At 43.2% G+C, this 19,813-nt stretch carries 21 protein-coding genes; 12 read left to right on the top strand and 9 right to left on the bottom strand.

The genetic code is table 11. From position 1 onward, the window contains the following. Window positions 1-686 (top strand): calcium-binding protein (locus F6K51_RS13815; RefSeq protein WP_293021068.1); only part of this gene is annotated, 686 nt, incomplete at its 5' end. A gap of 293 nt (window positions 687-979) precedes the next feature. On the opposite strand, the gene F6K51_RS13810 is transcribed toward F6K51_RS13815, so the two are convergent. From F6K51_RS13810 to F6K51_RS13795, 4 genes are all read right to left on the bottom strand, one after another. Next, complete coding sequence (locus F6K51_RS13810; RefSeq protein ID WP_293021066.1) at window positions 980-1,549, bottom strand: DUF948 domain-containing protein; 570 nt, start codon at window positions 1,547-1,549, stop codon at window positions 980-982. Between the two features lie 147 nt (window positions 1,550-1,696). Beyond that, entirely contained in the window at window positions 1,697-3,313 is a 1,617-nt protein-coding gene (locus F6K51_RS13805) for a transposase (RefSeq protein ID WP_364303894.1), read from the bottom strand. Between the two features lie 544 nt (window positions 3,314-3,857). Continuing rightward, complete coding sequence (locus F6K51_RS13800) at window positions 3,858-4,223, bottom strand: YtxH domain-containing protein (RefSeq protein WP_075902592.1); 366 nt, start codon at window positions 4,221-4,223, stop codon at window positions 3,858-3,860. Window positions 4,224-4,456: 233 nt separating this feature from the next. Then, complete coding sequence (locus tag F6K51_RS13795; RefSeq protein WP_293021065.1) at window positions 4,457-4,804, bottom strand: hypothetical protein; 348 nt, start codon at window positions 4,802-4,804, stop codon at window positions 4,457-4,459. Between the two features lie 44 nt (window positions 4,805-4,848). Between F6K51_RS13795 and F6K51_RS13790 the strand changes: the two genes are divergently transcribed. From F6K51_RS13790 to F6K51_RS13760, 7 genes are all read left to right on the top strand, one after another. Next, a complete protein-coding gene (locus F6K51_RS13790) occupies window positions 4,849-5,295 on the top strand; it encodes a YraN family protein (protein WP_293021064.1) in 447 nt (148 codons plus the stop codon). A 291-nt stretch (window positions 5,296-5,586) separates the two neighbouring features. Next, a complete protein-coding gene (locus F6K51_RS13785; RefSeq protein WP_293021063.1) occupies window positions 5,587-5,856 on the top strand; it encodes a hypothetical protein in 270 nt (89 codons plus the stop codon). 12 nt (window positions 5,857-5,868) lie between these two features. Further along, window positions 5,869-6,381 (top strand): hypothetical protein, encoded by a 513-nt coding sequence (locus F6K51_RS13780; RefSeq protein ID WP_293021061.1) that lies wholly within the window; start codon window positions 5,869-5,871, stop codon window positions 6,379-6,381. A gap of 86 nt (window positions 6,382-6,467) precedes the next feature. After that, a complete protein-coding gene (locus F6K51_RS13775; RefSeq protein ID WP_293021059.1) occupies window positions 6,468-6,605 on the top strand; it encodes a hypothetical protein in 138 nt (45 codons plus the stop codon). A 7-nt stretch (window positions 6,606-6,612) separates the two neighbouring features. After that, on the top strand, window positions 6,613-7,662 hold the full coding sequence (locus F6K51_RS13770; RefSeq protein ID WP_293021057.1) for a Rieske 2Fe-2S domain-containing protein: 1,050 nt from the start codon (window positions 6,613-6,615) through the stop codon (window positions 7,660-7,662). Next, window positions 7,659-8,432 (top strand): hypothetical protein, encoded by a 774-nt coding sequence (locus F6K51_RS13765; RefSeq protein WP_293021055.1) that lies wholly within the window; start codon window positions 7,659-7,661, stop codon window positions 8,430-8,432. Before F6K51_RS13770 ends, F6K51_RS13765 begins: the two co-directional genes overlap by 4 nt. 219 nt (window positions 8,433-8,651) lie before the next feature. Next, window positions 8,652-9,635, top strand: a complete 984-nt coding sequence (locus F6K51_RS13760; RefSeq protein WP_293021054.1) for a DMT family transporter — start codon at window positions 8,652-8,654, stop codon at window positions 9,633-9,635. 34 nt (window positions 9,636-9,669) lie between these two features. Here the strand turns inward: F6K51_RS13760 and F6K51_RS13755 are convergent, their stop codons facing one another. Beyond that, a complete protein-coding gene (locus F6K51_RS13755) occupies window positions 9,670-9,885 on the bottom strand; it encodes a hypothetical protein (RefSeq protein WP_293021053.1) in 216 nt (71 codons plus the stop codon). Here F6K51_RS13755 and F6K51_RS13750 point away from each other — a divergent pair. The 3 genes from F6K51_RS13750 (at window position 9,869) to F6K51_RS13740 (ending at window position 12,844) form a co-directional block, all read left to right on the top strand. Further along, the gene (locus F6K51_RS13750; RefSeq protein ID WP_293021052.1) at window positions 9,869-10,885 is read left to right on the top strand and encodes a hypothetical protein; all 1,017 of its coding nucleotides are present in this window, start codon (window positions 9,869-9,871) and stop codon (window positions 10,883-10,885) included. The two genes, F6K51_RS13755 and F6K51_RS13750, sit on opposite strands and share 17 nt — an antisense overlap. Before the next feature lie 92 nt (window positions 10,886-10,977). Beyond that, entirely contained in the window at window positions 10,978-11,544 is a 567-nt protein-coding gene (locus tag F6K51_RS13745; protein ID WP_293021050.1) for a GNAT family N-acetyltransferase, read from the top strand. Window positions 11,545-12,088: 544 nt separating this feature from the next. Beyond that, entirely contained in the window at window positions 12,089-12,844 is a 756-nt protein-coding gene (locus F6K51_RS13740; protein ID WP_293021048.1) for a cysteine dioxygenase family protein, read from the top strand. 90 nt (window positions 12,845-12,934) lie between these two features. Here the strand turns inward: F6K51_RS13740 and F6K51_RS13735 are convergent, their stop codons facing one another. Beyond that, the gene (locus tag F6K51_RS13735; protein ID WP_293021046.1) at window positions 12,935-14,134 is read right to left on the bottom strand and encodes a homocysteine biosynthesis protein; all 1,200 of its coding nucleotides are present in this window, start codon (window positions 14,132-14,134) and stop codon (window positions 12,935-12,937) included. A 141-nt stretch (window positions 14,135-14,275) separates the two neighbouring features. After that, window positions 14,276-15,475 carry an AI-2E family transporter gene (locus F6K51_RS13730; protein ID WP_293021044.1) on the bottom strand — a complete coding sequence of 400 codons (1,200 nt, stop codon included), beginning with the start codon at window positions 15,473-15,475 and terminating at the stop codon, window positions 14,276-14,278. Between the two features lie 373 nt (window positions 15,476-15,848). Here F6K51_RS13730 and F6K51_RS13725 point away from each other — a divergent pair, with 373 nt between their 5' ends. Beyond that, window positions 15,849-16,526 carry a hypothetical protein gene (locus F6K51_RS13725; RefSeq protein ID WP_293021042.1) on the top strand — a complete coding sequence of 226 codons (678 nt, stop codon included), beginning with the start codon at window positions 15,849-15,851 and terminating at the stop codon, window positions 16,524-16,526. A 617-nt stretch (window positions 16,527-17,143) separates the two neighbouring features. Here the strand turns inward: F6K51_RS13725 and F6K51_RS13720 are convergent. Continuing rightward, on the bottom strand, window positions 17,144-18,556 hold the full coding sequence (locus F6K51_RS13720) for an aspartate aminotransferase family protein (RefSeq protein WP_293021041.1): 1,413 nt from the start codon (window positions 18,554-18,556) through the stop codon (window positions 17,144-17,146). Between the two features lie 284 nt (window positions 18,557-18,840). Then, window positions 18,841-19,743, bottom strand: a complete 903-nt coding sequence (locus tag F6K51_RS13715; RefSeq protein ID WP_293021039.1) for an ATP-grasp domain-containing protein — start codon at window positions 19,741-19,743, stop codon at window positions 18,841-18,843. Window positions 19,744-19,813 lie beyond the last annotated feature (70 nt).

Raw genomic sequence — 19,813 nt, 5'->3', positions numbered from 1 at the left:
TGGGAAATGACACCCTCAAAGGTGGCTCTGGCAATGACTACCTTAGAGGAGACCAGGGAAATGACAGCCTTGAGGGTGGCTCTGGTAACGACTATTTGATTGGAGCTTCGGGTAATGACAGTCTTGATGGCGGGAGTGACCATGATACCTTAAAAGGTAGCTCTGGGAATAACTATTTGATCGGAGGTTCGGGTGATGACCTCCTCGACGGTGGCCGGAACCATGATAGTCTTGAGGGTGGCTCTGGCAACGACTATTTGATCGGAGGTTTGGGTGATGACCTCCTCGACGGTGGGCAGCACCATGACTTCCTTAAGGGTGGCTCTGGTAACGACTCTTTGATTGGAGGTTCCGGTAATGACACCCTCAATGGAGTTGGAAATGGTTCCCGAGGTAATGGTGAAATTGATGTTCTTGTTGGTGGAGCTTGGTCAGATACTTTTATCCTAGGAGATGATCATCGCGCTTTCTACCAGGGTAAGGGCGACAATGATTATGCAGAGATTTATGACTTAGAATCTAAAGACATCATTCAGCTCTATGGTGTAGCGGATCAATATGATTTGGTTGACGCTGATAATGGGTTACCCGGTAGCACAGCTTTATATTTTAAGAATGATTTGATTGCAGTATTACACGATGTATCTGTGAGTGATGTCAGCAGTAGACTTGAATTTCTTTCCTAATCTGACCAGTTGTAAGATTGGCAAGATGACCGAAGTTAGGGAAGATGGGGAAGAATCTACCGAGAGTCGGACTGATTTTTCTGCATGTTTTAATTTAATAGGATTGCTATACTTTTATCTGCTTTTGTTTACCAGTTACCAATTACCGACTAACTATATTTCTCATCCATTAACCAAACATTAACAAAAACGGGATAATGCCACCCTTGAGTTTATAAACTCAAGGGTGGCATTACATTTATTATTTATTTATTCTGTATAGTCTTCAGGTTCGAGTCTTGGTATTGCCTTCGTTAAAAAGAATTATCATGGATGGAATTATCATGGATTCCGTCATTAGAGGTTTCACGAGTAGCCTTATTGACCTCTTTATGGTTAGAGTTATTTCTTCCTTGCCAATGCTGATTAACTTGTGATGAGCGTTCATCAGTCTCAAGAAGTTCTAGAGCTTTTCTGTGAGATGATGGTAGGGAATCCATTGACCTAGAAGATTGTGGTGAGGTACCCCTCCAAGTTTTCCAGGCAGCTTTGACACCCTTAACCACATTACGAGTATTCTCTTTGACTTTTTGGGCTTGGTTTTTAGCACTGCTGATACTGTGGTCAACCTGTTGAACCACGTGACCAGCACTTTTGACTCCTTGATTAAGATCATCGGTCAAGTCGCTGATTTCTAACCCTGTCAGCCTAATGGCTTCTAGGGTCGGTGGTAATTCCCGATTTAGGGTATCAGCTAATTTTTCCACACTATGAGCTGCCCGCGCTAACTCTTGTACAGCAGGCAATAATGTTACCAAAACAGCGGTTAAACTAACTGCTACGAGCAGAAAGGACAGCCCGAGCCAAAATAGAGGATCAATCACAAAAAATCCTAGGATGTTGGGAAGCCCCGTCTATGGGGGAGAGGGGTGATGACCGTTGATTTATTATACAGGTTAATCTATGCTATGATTCGGTAACTAGCAATGGAAAATCGGAGTTTACAACTTTTTTGTTCAAGCCGATACTTTTTAGCTACCAGAATCTACCAAAAGCAAATTCTGGCTCGCCAATGCAAGCTGATTGCTCAGCCAGGGTGTATCTACCAAAGCCCGCAGAAAAATTCCACGAGCACCATTGATGTCTCTATCCATCATCTGGCCATCGATTTTTGATTTGATGATTTTACTGCCACCAATATTGATTAATTCACCAGTCCAGCTGACGGTCTTGCTGGTATAAGCTTCGCAGACATCAACAACAACTTTCCCATTTTCGCTTGCTTTATGCTTAAGGAACTCTTTAAACCGATAATGAGCAAAAGAGAGCATATTACGAACCGTTTTAGATCTAAGTTTCCGATTCGGCTTTTTGGACATCTGAGACGTCTCAAATGTTGGAAGCAATATTACGTCAAAGTTGTCAACTAGGAATCTGGCAGCCTTGTGATGTAACTCGTTGATAAAGTTTTGGATTTTGATTATTATCCGCCTGGCAGCTTTTCTCATTCGATATTTTCCCTTGCCTTTAGCCTTACTGATTTTTGAGATCAGATTATCTAGATGTTGACAAAGTCTTTGAATCCTAGAAAAGTCGCCATGGCCAATTTTTCCAACGGAAGTCTCGCTAAAAAATGTCAAAAAAGTCCTAACACCAGGATCCAAAGCAACTACTCTACCTTGGCTTTCGGTCTTAAGGTGAGCTGTTTTGTAAGGGACTACTAGGTAATAATCCCCATTGGTGCTAGTTAATCGACAATCACAGATGTTCTCGGGGAGTGTTTCAGTAAAAGTTAATTCACCTAACTTTGTGTGGTAAATTCCTTGAGCCGAAACAGCCGACTTAGGGATGTAGCAAGATTGAACGGGATTCTTGCGAGACCTAAATCTAACCCGATTAAACTGCCCAGTCAAATTGTATTTTTTCTTGGCCTCCCTAACGGCGGTGCAAGCATCCTTAATCGCTATTGATTTGATTTGATAAGGTACTGCCTTGCACCAGTCGGGAAGGTCATTTAATATATCAGTCTTAATGGCAAACCAGTTAGCTTTTACTTCGCCATTTTCAAGTATTTTGACGGTTTTATTGAAAACATAACGGGAAACCCCAAACCACTGACGAATCATTGAGCGCTGTTCAGGGTTTAGGAACACTCGAATCTTCTTGGATTTTTTGGCCGTATTTTCGGAGTCCGTGGACACGGCTTGAGAAGACGTGAATAATGGAGATAATATCTGCGGTAAGTTCCGATTCCGGACAACTTTCAGGCTGGTCGAGAACCAAGATTTTTCCACCGTTGAGACTGACCAAGTATTCAAAGAGTTCAAACCCAAATCGGGTAAGTCGGTCTCTACAGGCAACAACAATCGTGAGCTGATCACAGCGCATAAGTCGTTCCAATATGGCTCTAAGACCTTTTCGCTTGTAGTTGAGTCAACAGCCGATATCTTTGATGATTTCCGCTTCCGGGAAGAGGGAGTGCATGTATGCGATTTGCCTGGCGATATCGTCAAATTGTTTGCTACTACTGACTCGGCAATAGCAGATAGTAACTGCTTGTCTTGCTTGTCGTCGTCCAAGGCTAAGCCAGCTTTCGGTGTCAAACAATCTGGTTCCACCTGGCGTTTTTTCACATTTGATCGTCCCATGGTCTGCGTACTTCCTTAAAGTGTTCCTCGAGAGTCCCGTAAGTTCGACCGCCTTAGGTCGGCTACAAGTGCCATGGCTCTAATCTACCAATTAGTTGTAGATTTTGTAATATTAGTTGACACTTTTGCTAACTGTCACACAACCCTCGCCTTCAGTAATTAAGCTTAAGTCAACTTAACTGACTAGCCAGCGTGAAGTCTTGATAAAACACCCTTGAGAAAACACCATTAAGCTCGCCCAAACTTTAATCAATTGTATGCTATCAGTTTTCGTGACATTTGACAACGTATTTGACAAGGTTTAGTGATATTATTGGCTAATACTTGCAGCATTATGATAAATTTTTCCATTTCCGATCTTCGCGAGTCGGCTAGCCCACACAAAAACAGGGCGTTGTCCTTGTAGGGAGATAATTTATGGATAAGGGGAAGAGGGGGAAGAAGCGGAAGAAGGGGAAGTAAGAAAAAACCCATGACATCTGGCCAATCGGCAACACCAAAACAAGAAGTAGACCTTCTTACCCCCCGTCCGGGATGCCTAAAGCTAATGTTGATTAGCGGACGAGTTGGACTCTGCGGCAACTTCCGACTCGGACTTTATTGGCTCTACGCTTTCAGCCACAGAAGCTTTTTCAGCCACAGAAGCTTCAAGACCTGCTGCGATCGCTACCTTTAGTCGAGCTAGGGTATCATCCCAGTTACGCAGTGTGGAATCGGAAAGGCGATCTGCCTGTAGTTGCACACTGCTAGAAAGATCTTCGGCTAATTCGGGTAAGGCATCCGCCGATTTTTTCAAGAGCTTGCGTGTATCGCGACCAGTACGGGGGGCAATTAGTAACCCTACGACTGTTCCTACGGCACTACCCAATAGCATGCCACCGATAAATGCTCCAGCACTTTTTTTTGACATCTTTTGATTTGTTTTCCTACAACAGTTTTAGATAAATGGGATGGATAAAACTTTAATAGTAAATGGTTTTGGTTTATTATCCTACAAGTAGCTTGATAATTGATCAGTAGTTAGTAGGCTAAGAGTGTAGGGTTTCTCACGACAGGTACGGTGAGACTGATCTAAGTTGCCCCTTGGGCTTGGTGAGGGCTATGCTGGGAATACTACAACCCGATACTAGTCATAACCCGATACTAGTGCGATCGCTCTCGAGGCACTAAGCTGTTCTTGCTAGTAGGTTTATAACTAAAGCGCCACCTAAATCCTCCAAATTTTTGAAGCATACCCAACAGTAGAAAAATTTGCTTGAGTGTGTGTAGCTGAAGCTGTAATTTTTGATACTGCTCTCTCAAACCATGAATACCTACTTGCCCAAGAACAATTGCCTTGGGAGCACTATATAAATTGTTATAGATACGGCGTTCAAGCCTTTCCAAGCGATTAGCGATAGATGAAAGCCACTGTCCCAATCGCCACACTTGGCAAGCAATGTATAGACACAAGAGGGAGAGCAGAATGTTAATAACGATTACAAGTATCATAATCAAGATACCAGTGATACAATTGACTTTAAAATGATGATAGTATGGCTAAGGTTGGGCAACTAGGAGAGAAGTTAGTCGCTAGGTGGTTACAAAGCCAAGGCTGGGTCATCCTAAACCATAGCTGGCGCTGTCGATGGGGAGAGATTGACCTAATTGCCAAAGGAAACCTGGTGGGATTGGCTTTTGTCGAGGTTAAAACTCGCAGTCGAGGGAATTGGGATGCTGATGGTATCCTAGCAATTACACCACAAAAGCAAGCTAAACTCCGGCGTACAGCTGAGTTATTTCTGTCAGAACATCCAGATTTAGCTAATTTACCGTGCCGATTTGATGTTGCTCTTGTCCGTTGCCAGTGCCTGAAGCAACCTTTACAGTCTACAACCACAGATCAAGAGATCGAATTTCCGATCGTTGAGCTAGCTCAACCGGTATTGGTGGCAGGGTATAAGCTGATTCTACAACACTACATGCAGTCAGCTTTTGATTAGCTACTCGGCTTGGGTGTTGGGTTTGGCTGCTAGCTCATCCTTTCTTAATCGTCAAGATTGCCTTTTGGCTTGCTTTTGCCTGATTTTTTCGGGACTTGCTTCAAGGCAATAGTGAGCGCCCTTTATCTCAACAAACCTTGAGAGGCTTCCCAGGTGGGAGTGTCACAAACATACGATTTTTTCAGGCAGACAGATTCTCCAGTATTACCTAATCTTAAATAAGAAACAGATACCCATTGTCATAGCTTGGTATAAACTGAATCATATCCATCACTCCTCAAGAGTAGAAAAATGGAAAGCCTCACCATTGCTATGGTCGAGTGGATCATAAAACTGTTCCGCGTTTACCTGGTCGCTGGTTTGATTTTTGCGGTTCCTTTCGTCATCTTTGGGGTGCAACGGGTTGATCCCAATGTCCATGGATGGGCGATCGGCTTTCGCATTATGATCATTCCCGGTGTGACTGCCTTCTGGCCGATGTTTGCCACTCGCCTGTTGAGAGGAAAAACTCTTCCGACTGAACGCAATGCTCACCGTATATCGGCCAAACGACTGACCTGAAAGGGAAATGCTATGATTCTCGCTCGCCGTAAAACTCACTTTTATTCCTTTGTGGTACTAGCAGTTGTCCTACCAGTGTGCTTCTTGGCAGGGATTTTACTGCGTCCTAGTTACGAACCAGTGGATGTAGCTACCAATAAATTATTTACACAGGCAGGGTTCGTGACACAAACCCAACCCAGAAAAGAAATTGGCTCAACTAAACTTGAGGATGGAACATTTCGGTTTCATGTTGAAACCTTTGTCAATTACCAAGGCAAACTGGTCATGGAATTGAAGTCTGATTCTTTGCTCCAAGTTCCTGACCCCTTGCTGTATTGGGAAGCTACTAAGGAAGCCCCCACAGAAATTAGCGATCGCTCTATACTGCTAGGCAATCTGGCAGGGTTATCTCGTAAACAATTTTTGCTTCCTGGCAGTGTGCGAGGTAAAGCGGGACATTTGCTGATCTACAGCCAGGGGCAACAGAAGCTTATTGCAGCTCTACCATTGCGAGCAAAACTGACTACAGTTTATCGTTATTAGTGCTTAGTAAATAAACGAAATTTTACTGATAGTTAATAATGAATAATTACCAATGAATAATGATCAATATAGCGGTTTTTAGCCTAATGAGGTACACAAAACTTTTTACCTCTTTCCTCTTCCGACTTTACTGCTCCCTGCTCCCTGCTCCCTGCTCCCTAAAAGCCAAAAAATTGTACCTTACTAGCTTAAAAACCGCTATAGCAATAGCAATTAACCTTTAGTAAAACAATGAGTGTTGCCTATAAAGCTGTTCTGTGGAACCGCCAGAAGTTTATTTACGATGCTATCCTTCTGAGCCTAGTTATCCTTTATATTGTACTTTTCATCAATGTTACCCAGTGGTTCGATAGCAACATCGACATCAGGGGAGTCAGGATTCGCGCTTTTGGCTCAGCTGCTTTCATCCTGCTCCACGTCATCTTATCCATTGGTCCGCTAACTCGCCTGAGCCCAAAATTCTATCCCCTGCTCTACAATCGGCGTCATATGGGGGTTACGATGTTCTTCTTAGCCCTCCAGCACACCCGCCTTGGCCTGCAATGGTACCACGACTTCGGCAATCTCGAACCTTTGGTTAGTCTGTTTCTGAGCAATACTAACTATTTTACCTTTATTCGCTTTCCCTTCCAGGTTTTGGGATTTGTTCCCCTGGTGATCTTGTTCCTAATGGCAGCCACTAGCCACGATTTCTGGCTGGCTAACCTAACGGCTCCGGTTTGGAAAGGTTTACATATGAGCGTTTATCTTGCCTACGGACTACTGACAGGTCATGTCCTGCTAGGAGCACTGCAAACTAACAAGCATCCAGTTCTGACCCTTGCTGTTGGTGTTGGACTAGTGTGGATTGTGGGAGTGCATTTGGCAGCAGGGATTCGGGAGTTCGGGCGGGACAATCAGGATCTTGTTACAGGAAACGAAGAATTTGTGGATGCGGGCAGCATCGCAGAAATCCCGGAAAATCGAGCTAAGATAGTCACTCTCGGAGGCGAGCGGGTGGCAATTTTTAAGTATGACGGTAAGATTTCTGCGGTTTCCAACGTCTGTCAGCATCAGAATGGCCCTCTAGGGGAGGGAAAAATTGTGGATGGCTGCATCACCTGTCCATGGCACGGCTACCAGTATCTACCAGAAAATGGTGCTTCCCCCCCACCCTTTACAGAAAAAATCCCTACGTTTGATATTAAGTTAGAAGGCGATCGCATTTTGGTGAAAACTATACCGAACCTTCCTGGTACCAGCGTTAGTCCTGCTGTAATTGCTATGGAGGAACAGAGGTGACTACCAACAGCGAAGGTCAAAACACCGATGAATTTTATATCGGTTATGGTAAGGTGCCGACCGGCATCAAACGGTTTTTGTTAATATTGATTCCGGTCTTAGCCCTGGTGATTCTGATTCTAGGGGCTGTCTTCCCCTTAATTCATTACCAGTTTAATTCTGGAAAGGTCAATAAGGCTCAAGAGTTTGAAGGGTTGCTGTTAGGACAACCTGTTCCTCACTTGCTGGTACCCCGTCCAGGGGATACCTCCTCTCAAGCCCCCTACTCTCGCTACTTGCTCACGGGTCCGGGAAAAAGCTCACCCAAGTCCAGCGTCTTGGATCAAGTGGGAAAATGGGTCAAGCTAACCGGTAGTCCAGTTTATCGCAACAACCTTACGGTGATAGCAGCTCGCTCTGCAGAGGCAATTGACCCTCCTTCGGCAGCAGTGAAACCGAATGCGGGTAAATCTCTGGGTGAGTTCTCCCTCTTAGGAGAGATTTTAGACAGTAAATGCTACCCGGGGGTGATGAAACCAGGACAAACTAAAACCCATCGCTCCTGTGCCATTCGCTGCATCAGTGGTGGTGTTCCTCCGGTGTTCTTAGTACACAATCAGCAGGGGGATAATCTTTATCTGCTCCTAGTAGATCGGCAAAACCAGGCGATTAACTCCCGGATTTTGGATAAGGTAGCTGACCCGATCCGCATCACTGGGGAAGTAGTTCAATATGGGGATATGTTTGTTCTCAAGGCTGACCCGGAAAGTTATGAGCTGGTGACTCAGTAAACCTGGGGATGATGGGCAACGGATGGGTAACGGAATTACCCACACTCCTAGGATTTCCCACTAGGATTTGACAAATTATCTGATCTATGTATTAACAGAAAAGGATAGATTTAGGTATCCCTATCCCCTCCCTTTTAGGTGTTACCTAATCATTAATTTACTCATTCTGGACTAATGCTTTACTAGGAAAGGATACACCACTCTTCCTGAATAACGGAAATGATTGCTAATAGTATCAATAACCTTAATCCCAAATTGCTGCTAGTTGTCTCCCGGGCCCTGGCAGCATTGCGACCCTCGGTAATTGCTTTCCTAATTGCCAACGCTAGTATGCTCAGTGGTGGGAAGGAAACACCAATATCGTTTTGTAACGTTCTGTTTGTTGGCAATCTCTGTGCCTCTTTGGCAGTGGTGGCTTTTTTTGGAGCGATTCCTATTCTAAATGAACTCAGAAAGTTGAATGTAAAGCTGCTTCTGGGACTGTTTATTAATGGTTGTTTAGCAGCCTTACTGTCTGCACTGATTTTCCTGGGACTACAACACACTACTGTCACCAATGCGGTCTTATTGGGGCGATTTGGTCCGGTGCTCTATGCTCTGGCAGGAGCAATTTTCTTTGGCAAGCGTATTCTGAAATGGGAATGGATTGGCTTTTCTATGATTGGCGTCGGTATTGTTGCTATTGTTTTCACAAGCAGTAATTATCAAATCAATCAGGGAGACCTTTTAATCCTGGCATCAACGTTTTTGTATGCAGTTACTTCGATTATCGGCAAGTTGACCCTTTCTAAACACAACAGTTTGTCGGTAATTGTCTTCAGCCGTAACTTTATATCAGCTGTAATATTTTTCTCGATCGCTAGTTATTTATTTGGCCCGTCTCATTTTGGAGATGTCTTTTCAGGTCAGCTTTGGATGGTGATGAGTATCTATGCGCTAATTATCATCGTGATTACCCAATTTCTATGGTACGCTGCCCTGGAAAAGTTAGACTCGAAGACGGTAGGTAAGTGGACTGTATTATCCCCCGTATTTGGGATAGTTTATGCGCTAATTCTCAATGGAGAACGCCCTTCACTGATGCAAGTAATAGCATTTATTGTGATCATGATTGGAGTGTCGATAACTAACTTTAGTAAACAACAGCCCCAACCGATAAAGGAAATTGCAGCTAGAGGAGAAAGTTCTGCATCTTCTATGTAAGTAGATAGCAGTTCTAAATTCACTGAGGTAGTTACTAGGAGTGGGTAGGGAGTAGGGAGTAGGGAGTAGGGAGTAGGGAGTAGGGAGTAGGGAGTAGGGAGTGGGACAAAAATCGGTGTACCTCATCAGTATGATAATTGCCATCAAAGGAGTAGAAAAGACTTAGCAATCGGTATAGTTTAATCAGCTTGTAATTTAATGAAAGTAAGAAGTAATATAAGAAGTAATGTAAGATGAAATTACTTTCCATTTGCAATCCTTCTCGATACTCTAGTCCGTTACTGGACATACCCATCTTTTACCAACGGCTAGCCCTCGACGAACGATTTGAATTCTTCCACATCCCTACTGAGGGCGTCTTCACCCAAGGAGCAAATACTAAATTGATTCAGGTAGCTCCGGTGAAGGGAATACTACCTTACACTACCTTTCTCGAATTAGATTCACAAGTCCGGGATTGGCGATCGCTAGAGGAGTTTGACTTGGTATTTTGTCGCACCTTAAAGCCTTTTCCTGAAGGATATCTAGATAGACTAAGATTGTGGGAGCCTTTTGTAAAATTTGTCAATAGTCCTACGGGAATTCATGAGCAAATTCAGCAAGAATTCCTCCTCAAGGTAGCTAGTAAATTTACACCAGACATGGTAGTAACCGATAGCTGGATGGAAGCATTGACTTTTTTTGAAAAGCACCAAGTTATTGTGGCTAAGCGATATAATAGTTGTGGTGGTAGAGGAGTTTTTAAAATTTGGTATCATAATGGTCATTTTTTAGTGGACAATCCGTTTTCACGGACCAGGGAGTTTACTAACTTTTCCGAGGTGATGAATTATCTAAAAGGTTCCACAGGCAAACCACTACAATTTGTGCAATACTTGCAGCGAGTTGATGCGGGAGACAAGCGGATTGTTGTGGTAGATGGTGAAATTTACGGTGCCTATATCCGCCGCTCGAAAAGTGGTCATTGGGTGCATAATGTCAGCGTAGATGGAGAATGTTTTTTATCAGATATCAGCTCTGAAGAAAAAGAAGCAATTGACGCCACCTTTGAACACTATCGCTGTCGGGGTATACATACCTTGGGATATGACTTTTTGATGAATGATGAGGGTAACTGGTGCATTAGCGAAATCAATGGAGGAAATATTGGTGGCTTTGCTAGATTAGAACTGTTAACTAACCAATCGATAATGGAGCGATTGTTCACCTGGATGATTGAGTTTTCTCGAAAGCCGAGAAAAAAGCTATAGTTGTGTTTGGTTGAAGATTAGGAGTGTTTAGTTCTCTAAATTATAATTGAGAGCGAGGAAATAATTAGGGCAAAAAAAATAAGTGCAGAAAAATGTCAACTAAAAAAGAGAATTTCTGTGCAGATTTACCAGAGCCTCCCAACATTCTGGTAAGGCAATATAAAAATACTGATTTTCAAGCAATTGCATCTATTTATAACGAGTCTATCGCTGCAGGCAACAGTACGATGGATTGCCAATTTTATACCGCTGAGGACATGAAAGTACTCGCGAATAAGTTTGGCGATCGCGAAACCATACTGGTTGCAGAACGAGAAAGCTGTGTTATTGGGTGGGGTGTCATCAAGCGCTATAGCCCTCGCTTAGGCTACCGTGTTTGCTGCGAGATGTCGATTTATTTTTCTTTAGCGGAAACTGGTAAGGGTTACGGCAGTATTTTACAAACAGCATTGCTCAAGAAAGTTGAGGGGTTTTGCTATCATCATGTCGTTGCTAAAATTCTTGCCTGCAATCAAGGGAGTATTGATTTTCACAAGCGATTTGGATTTGAGGTTGTAGGTGTTCAAAAAGAAATTGGGTTTTTCAAGGGACGCTGGCACGACATGGTTATTATGCAGCTTGTTTTGTCCCATATCCTACCTTACCGTCCTGAATTATAACACTCTGTGTTTTATTTTTGAACATGGGAGGAGCTTGCAACCGATAGTTCGAGCGGATTTAACGGATGGGAAGATGGGAAGATGTGGGGAGATGGGAAGATGGGAAGGAGGTCGAAGAGGTGCAGGGATTTCTTTCTCGTTTCAATGGGGCTTGCTATAGCTTGAAGAAATCTTTGATGATATGAGGAATAATCATCATGTGTCCTAAATAAAAATAAGCTGAGATATTTCTCAATCTTTTTCAGAGGATAGTGAGGAATTTATCAGCTTTCTCTCAGCCTAGAGCTTTAAGGTTTATACAGTAAAGTCAACCAGTGAGTAATTATTAGTTAGGTAAATCTAGGCATGAGGGATTAAGTATTAGGGATTAGGCTTTGAATAGTAAACTCTAACACCATTACCCTAACACCATTTCTTCACCTAGTAATACTATCAAGTTCGGTTAATCCATTCTAGGATGGTTAATCCGATTTTGTCAATTTTCAATTTTTAAGTCTCCATTTTCATAGGAATCAAGTTTTTTCAAAAATTAGAGGATGGAAAAATGATTCAGATTATTCAGGCAAACTCGACTTCTGTATCCGACCAAAGTCTTCCCGAGAGTATCCAGCGCTTAATTAGTAATATCGAAAGTCAGTCGGTATTGGTACCGAAAATTGCTCGTCAGTGCATTTTGGATGCACGCATCTCACCGGAAGACTTGATTAGATGGGCTGACTTTGATCATCCCATCACCGAAAGCTACGGTCGAAAGCTACTGTACGAGTGCGATTCCTTTGAAATTATGGTGATGTCTTGGGCTCCAGGAGACTACAGCACGATTCATGACCACGGCGTAGCCCAATGGGGAGCAGTACAGTGCTTTGGCGAGGCGGAACACTACGTGTATACCTTAACAGATGGAGTGCTACAAACCCTGAAGCGGTTGGACTTTAGGTCAGAAGAGGTAAAGGCGGTAGCTGACGATATGATTCACCAGATGGGCAACCCCGGAGAATCCTGCTTTTTTAGCCTTCATGTATACGGGTGCCAAAACCCCAAGGGCTCCATCACTAGCAACGCACGAATATTTGACCTGCTTGAAGGCAGTATTCAACGAACTGATGGAGGGGTATTCTTCTGCTTGCCAGAGACACAAATTAAAGAGCGCCACTACGGCTTACAAGCAGACGCTGACACCATGCTCAGGCACCACGAAAAAATGCGCGATCGCATTTGTCGAATCCTTGCAGTACAGGACAATCCTCTACTGCGCTCAAAATTAGCTGTGTTAGACGAGCAAATGTCACAGCTCAAGTAAGCTAAAGATAATTGGTAATTGCTAATTGATAATTGCTAATTATTACTTTTCAATTTTCAGTTTTTAATTTTAAAATGACCAATGACTAAATCAATCCAAACTAATTTGAGAACCCCATAGGTCTTGAGGTAGAAATGAGCGGTCCATTGGAATTGGTGCTACTGGTTCAGTTAGGGTAAATTTGCCACTCTCAATCCATTGCTTTAGTTCTATAGCAACTTGGCGGGAGAGGAAAATACTAGCAAGAGGAGCTACACGTACTAATTTACCATCAATAGTGATCCGACCAGACTTCAGCTGAGCGTAGCTGACTAACCCAAAGGTTGGACGCACCCGTCTAGGAATGGCAAAATCTACCACTGGTGCAACAATGTCTTGATCTTGTACAGCACAACGTTGCACTACTTCTTCATTCAGTACTGGCATTGGTACGCCCACACCTAGCATCAGAGAGGGGCCATAATTTTTAAAGTAACAACCCCGTACCCATTTGGGATTCATTTGCTTGGCATCTCCAATTAAAGCTAGAGTTGCTGCTGGTCCTATGGGTGTTTGATTGGGAAGGCGTTTTTGCAGTGGGAAGTGTTGGGTCCCTTCCCAAGCAATATAGCCAATCCCTCCACCCATAAAAATCCGCGTGCCAATACCCACTAGCTTCAGTTCCGGATCATTGATTAGGGGTGAGATTGCTCCTGGGTTAGAGTAAACTGCATTGGAGAGTTTGGGCTGCAACAAACCCAGATAAGTATACAAGGGGCGATCGCCTCCATTCACCCCTACAATGAAGTTTTGATACAGATTGCGGGGATTGAATAAATAAAACTGATTAATCCTATCCTTAGTGATCGTGGTCTCAAAGGAGCCTCTAGGATAACAATCTGTCACCTGTCCGAGGGCTTGCAGGTGGACGGGTTTCCCAGCAATCAGGTCTTCAATGACATCACCACCACCCCTTTGCCTCTGTTCGTCCATATCTGGAATCTCACGGTTATCTGGGTAGTCAACAACTTGAGTTGCTCCCAAAAACAAATCCACTGCTCCGAAGCCAGTGTAAGCTGGAACTCCATCTAACCAACATTTCCGTATTTTCACGGGTGGGTCAGTATGTCCCAAATTCATGATTGCTCCGGAAGACTCCATCTGCTCAAAGGTACCGGTAGTAATGATGTCTACTTCTTTCGCTGCCTGAGTGACACCGATGTCTGCCACCCGTGCTTTTAATTCTTCGACTGTCCACACTACGGCACAGTTACCCTCGATTTTGTCATTAATTTGAGCAATGGTTCGCATAGGGATTGGGAATGGGGAGAAAGGTTTTCCAAAATATCACTTGCCAGTGGTATCCTAGCTCACCTCCGTCAGGGGAGCGTGATCATAGGCAGTTGTGAAAATCCATAGCTTGGATTGTAACGGCTCAAGGCTTATGAAGGCTTACTCTTCCTCCTTCTCGATTTGATATGATTTGTCGGATTTGGGGTGATTGTCCGATTCAGTGCTATCCTGGGAATCCTTTGATGTAGTTGGGCTGGCTAAATCAGGATTTGGTGATGCGATCGCAACGGTTTCTGTAGAGGTCTGGGTATCTCTGATTGATATCGGACTAGTTTTCCATTGATCGAGGATATCTTTAATTAAAACTTCTTTTAGCCAAACCTGAGCAACTACGGTTAATGGTAAAGCTAACAGTAAACCTAAAAAACCAAAGAATGTCGCGAAAAATACCTGAGCCAAAAGGGTTACTGCTGGTAGCAGGGATACCTGTTGCTTCATGACCAGGGGAGTTAGCAAATTACTTTCCACCTGCTGAATAATGATGTAGAGAATTAAAACAGCGATCGCTTTCCAGGGTGCATCTAGTAGAGCGATCGCAATTGGTGGGACTACACTCAATCCAGGGCCAATATTGGGGATAAATGTCAAGATACCTGCCAAAGCCGCCTGTGCCAGTGCCAGTTCCACTTGTAGGATGACCAAACCCACAAAACTTAAGCCAGAAATGGCAGCAATGTTAACGAGAATGCCTACTAACCACCCCCGTAAAGAGTGATCACATAGAGTCAAAATTTGATCAACTCGACGGCGATAGAAAGATGGGAAAAGTCGGATAAAGCTTTGACGATAAGCCTTGGGGTCAGCCAGTAGCATTATAGTCAAAACTAATACCAGCAAAACTTGGGCTACGACAGCCAAAGAGTTAAAGGCAATGGAGAATCCACCACCCAATAACTGATTAAGTAACGGTTGTAGCTGTTGAATTAGCTGATCTAAATCTAATTGGATCTCGGGGAAAGTAATCAGATCTGGGGGAAGACGCGCTGACAACACATCCAACCACTGACCTAATTTTTCTATACCCCTAGGAACCTGATCAATCAGCTCTAGCACTTGGTCGGCAAACGGTGGAACAATTAGCCAGTAAAACCCTACCGTTAGAGCAACCATCAGAAGAATTGACAGCAGCACAGCAAAAAGCCGTTTGATGCCAACCCGGCGGAATTTTTCCACCAAGATATTTAAGGCATTGGCAAGTACCACAGCAGTAAATATCAGCAGCAGTACTTTACGGATTTGCCACAGGATGTATAACGAAAGGATAAAGGCAAGTAGACCAATCCATGTGCCTAGACTCATGGTGAAACCTCCCAGTGGCTCTAGCAGTCCCAGACCTAATTCTAGTTCTATGGGGCTCAAAAACCTGATCTTACCTCAATCCTACAGATTTTAGGTTTTAAATTAGCTTCTAAAACAGACATGATGCGATTAGCCCGAAGGGCTACGCTACGCGAACGCTCCGGGAGCAGAAGATGGGGGTGATGGGGTGATGGGGTGACAAGCAGCTTTAAAGGTCGGGTGGGTGTAGGTGGGGTATCCTGGTCAGAATTTTGATCAATTAGCGTACGCTTGCTTTGATGATCACATAATTAATGATCACCTTGGGAAACATAACTATGCTCTTTTTAGTCTAATTAATCGCTTCTACTCATCCTCAAGGAAGATATATTTAATGTTTATTTCCCATCGTTGGCAGTCCAGAATCGCTCTACTCACCGCATTGGGGATCACTTCAACTGTGGCGTTACCAATGTTGATAGCTACTGGAGCTAATGCCCAGTCTAGATTCTACATCGAGCCACAGTTGGCTCAATTTACCCAAGTCATCATTCCTGCTGGGACTTTAATACCAGTTGAATCCGACGACGCCAAGAGAGTTATTGTCACTCGTAATGAAACTCTACCGATAACGGTGATAGTAGCTAGAGATGTAGTCTCCTTTTCAGGAACCCTCCTAATTCCAGCAGGTAGTGAGATTGAAGGTGAAGTGCGTCCAGTTCAAGGAGGTTCTCAGTTTGTCGCCGAAAAGTTGATTCTCAGGGATAGTGATCAATCCTTATCCCTTGATGCCACCTCCGAGGTTGTCACCAAAACTGAAACTATTACCAAAAACACTGATCCCGATTTGCTCAAAGGTGCTGCTATTGGTGCAGCTGCCGGGGCTGTACTTTCTGAAATCTTTGGTAAGCTTGAATTTTGGGAAGTTTTAGCTGGTGCTGGACTCGGTTTGGTTACAGAACTTCTTCTTGCAGGAGGTCAGGAAGACGTAGAAGTATTTGTCATCGACCCTGACACAGATTTAGATGTAACCTTGAAGTCTGATTTAGTCCTTAACCTTGACAATCGCTAATCTGAAGGATGAAGGATGAACCCTTCACCCTTCATCCTTGATAATTAATAATTCATCCTACCCGACGGTAAAGCTATCAGGGGAACATCCTTAATCCTTAATTTTGCCCTACACCGAATTGTCTTGGGCAAACATCTTCGATAATTTATTTTTAACCAAAACTTACTGTTACCTTAATTTTTAGCTATTACTATTAACCGTTTAGTAACCAGGTCGTCAGGATAGCCAAGTTAATGGATCTTTATCGCCGCCTTATCTGGAGTACTATCTTGGTATTCAGTAGTTTAGTCACACAGATTCCAATGTTTGTTTAGACTAATGTTTGTTTAAACAAGACAGCAGGATGAGATAAGACATTTTATCTTTCCCATTCTCTACCTAATTTTTACACCTTTACAATTTAGAGGCTGGCGTTCGTTCATAGATTCGTCAGCTTTTTATTTTTGTTTTCATGGCTTTTCGGTACCTGTTATTCTCAACTATTAATGTGAATCGGCTGAAACGACTACCCTATATAGCAATTATCTCTCCCATGAGGTGCAAAGCGATCCCCCTAAATCCCCCTTATCAAGGGGGACTTTGAAGTTTATAAGCGTACCTAATAAATGCAATAAACCCTATAATAAACTATTACCAATTTTGATAAAGTTAGCAAAAAAGCTATCTAGATCTGCTTCGTTAATATCTGGATTGCTGAGAATGAAGCGAATTACAATCTGTTCTTGATAGTTAGAGTAATTGACTAATGCTTGACCGGAGCGCATTAATTGATCACGTATCTCCAGATTCAGCTGATCTAAACCATGATTAGACAGACTGTTATCCCTGGGATTATAGCGAAAACAGATATTCAAAAATGTTGGTTGAACTATCAATTCTAAATTATCACAATTGCGAATATAGTCTGCCGCGTAGCTGGCGAGTTCAAATAAGCGGTCAACTCTTGCTTCATAACCATTTTGGCCGTAGTATTTCCAGGCTAGCCACAGCTTAAGAGCATCTACTTTCCGCCCACACTGCAAGGACATAGTTCCCAGATTATAAGCACTATCTTCGTCATCGTGGAAGATATAGTGAGTACCTTGACTAGAACAAGCTTCCAATAAAGTCCCTGGTTGTTTAACCAGAATAGCTGAACAAATCAAGGGCACCCCCATGAGTTTGTGAGCATCCCAAGTAAAAGAATCTGCTAAGGAGCTACCTTCCAACAGATGCTTGTGCTGGTTGCTGAACAAAACCGGAGCACCCCAAGACCCATCCACATGTAGCCAGAGTCCATATTTGCTGGTAATTTCTGCAATTGAGGGCAACGGATCGAATGCACCGGCAACGGTAGTGCCCGCAGTAGCTGTAACAAAGAAAGGTGTTTTTCCTTCCCTTAGGCTTTGTTGAATAGCAGCGTCTAATTGTTGCGGGCACATGCGCTGCTCATGATCGGATTTGACTTTGACTACATTGTCTATGCCCATGCCCAACAAATTTGCTGCTTTGAAAAAGGAATAGTGAGCCTGATCGGATATGAATGCTACTAGCTGGTGATTTCCCAATCCCTTGTTTTTGGCTTCGGGTAGGAGTTTGTGTCGCGCACAAAGCATGGCGACCAGATTAGCATTACTCCCTCCTGTAACCATCAACCCCTCACCTTGAGGAAAGCCGATCAAGTCGTTGAGAGCCTCAATCAATTTAATCTCGATCAGGGTGGCTACTGGAGCAACTTCATAGGTATACATAGAAGTATTAGCAGTACTAGTTACCATTTCTGCTAATAATCCAGTTATCTCAAATCCACCCCAAAGCTGGTTGAAAAATTTGTGGCTACTAGTCCGCACGCTGTGGTCGAGGTACGATTCAATAATCGGAATTAATTTGGCTAAGGGAACTCCGTTTTCTGGTAAGCTTAAATCGAGTTTTTCCTTAAGGGTTTGAGGGTTTTTATAATCTATTACCTTGGTGTCAGTATTTTGATTTTCCTGCAAATAGTTAAGGAGTTTATCAACAGTTAAATTGATGATTTTTTCAAACTCGATCATAATTTATTATTTGGTATAATTCAGATATTTGGTGGAATTGATAAGGGTGCATATCCTAAAAGCTGTTTGACCCGGTGGGTGGAATGGGCATCTTGCCCGTTACAATTTTCGGGCGTGCTGTCCCAACGGTGACGACGAAGCATAAAATGAGGGATCGCCCGTCCCTAACGGGTGCATCTCATTTTTGCTGTTTGAGCTAGTGGTGCGTTACGGGACGGACTATCCGAACAATGGCTACCGAGAAAATGAGGGATCGCCCGTCCCTAACGCACCCTACCCAAGTATCAAAGTGATACCAAAACTTCGGCAAGTTTCCTCTTCGTGCTAGCGAATACTTCATGTTGTTGATTGTCCCAAATGCTAACACGAGAATTAAGCTCGATGATTTTCGGTTGACCGTTAACTAGGGCAAGATCAATGCCATAAAACCGGTTACCGTACTGTACCATATGTTTTTCAATTTGTTCGACTAGATCTAAGACACTGCTAGGGATAAGCTCTATTTCTACAACACGCATCTCGCCTCCTTCAGTCACGGATGCTACTAATTTTCCTGAAGCTGGAGTACGTACTATAGAGTGAATAATTTCCCCGTTGAGGAGTGCTACACGAAAGTCATGAACACCATTGACAATACCGGGTATACCTGAGCGTGAATCGAGAAACTCTTGCACTAAGAAGGGATAGGGGCAATCCTGCTTCTTTAAGAACTCATCGTCTCCAATGTGGACATTTCTAGCTTCAAGACCATCTACTGGCTTGACAACTTTATATTGCCCTGGTATAATACTTAGTGCATCAAAAAACTCATCTTGGCTGTTAACAAGATAGGTTTGGGGAGAATAGTCACTGAACAGCTGAAAGGTTTTATATTTGTTGGTGCAAATTTCGTTAATTTCCTGACAGTTAAGAACTGGGATAGTTCCATCAGAGCTAAACAATCCTTTATCGAAAATGACATCAGCTTTGACAGGACCGGTTTCTATCACTTCTCCATCTCGTAATTCCCAACTCTGGTAAAATTGTCCTGACCCTAGATAGGAAGATTGGTGACGAACAACACGAAAATTGGCACCACAGGCTTCTATTGCTTCACCAAGTTGGGCAATGTGTCGTATATACTTTTTTTTAGTAAATGGGTAGGCAAAGGTGCCAGCTTCATCAAAAAAGACAGCAACAGTTTTCAAGGTTTACCTCAAACTGGGCATCAAATAAAAATTATAGCAATTTTTATTTATTGTCTTGTGGACTTGAGCT

The sequence above is a fragment of the Moorena sp. SIO3I8 genome, from assembly GCF_010692325.1.
In the GTDB taxonomy this organism is placed as follows: Bacteria; Cyanobacteriota; Cyanobacteriia; order Cyanobacteriales; family Coleofasciculaceae; genus Moorena.
The sequence above is the reverse complement of the archived record's forward strand: the minus strand, read 5'-3'. Positions and strand labels throughout refer to the sequence as shown.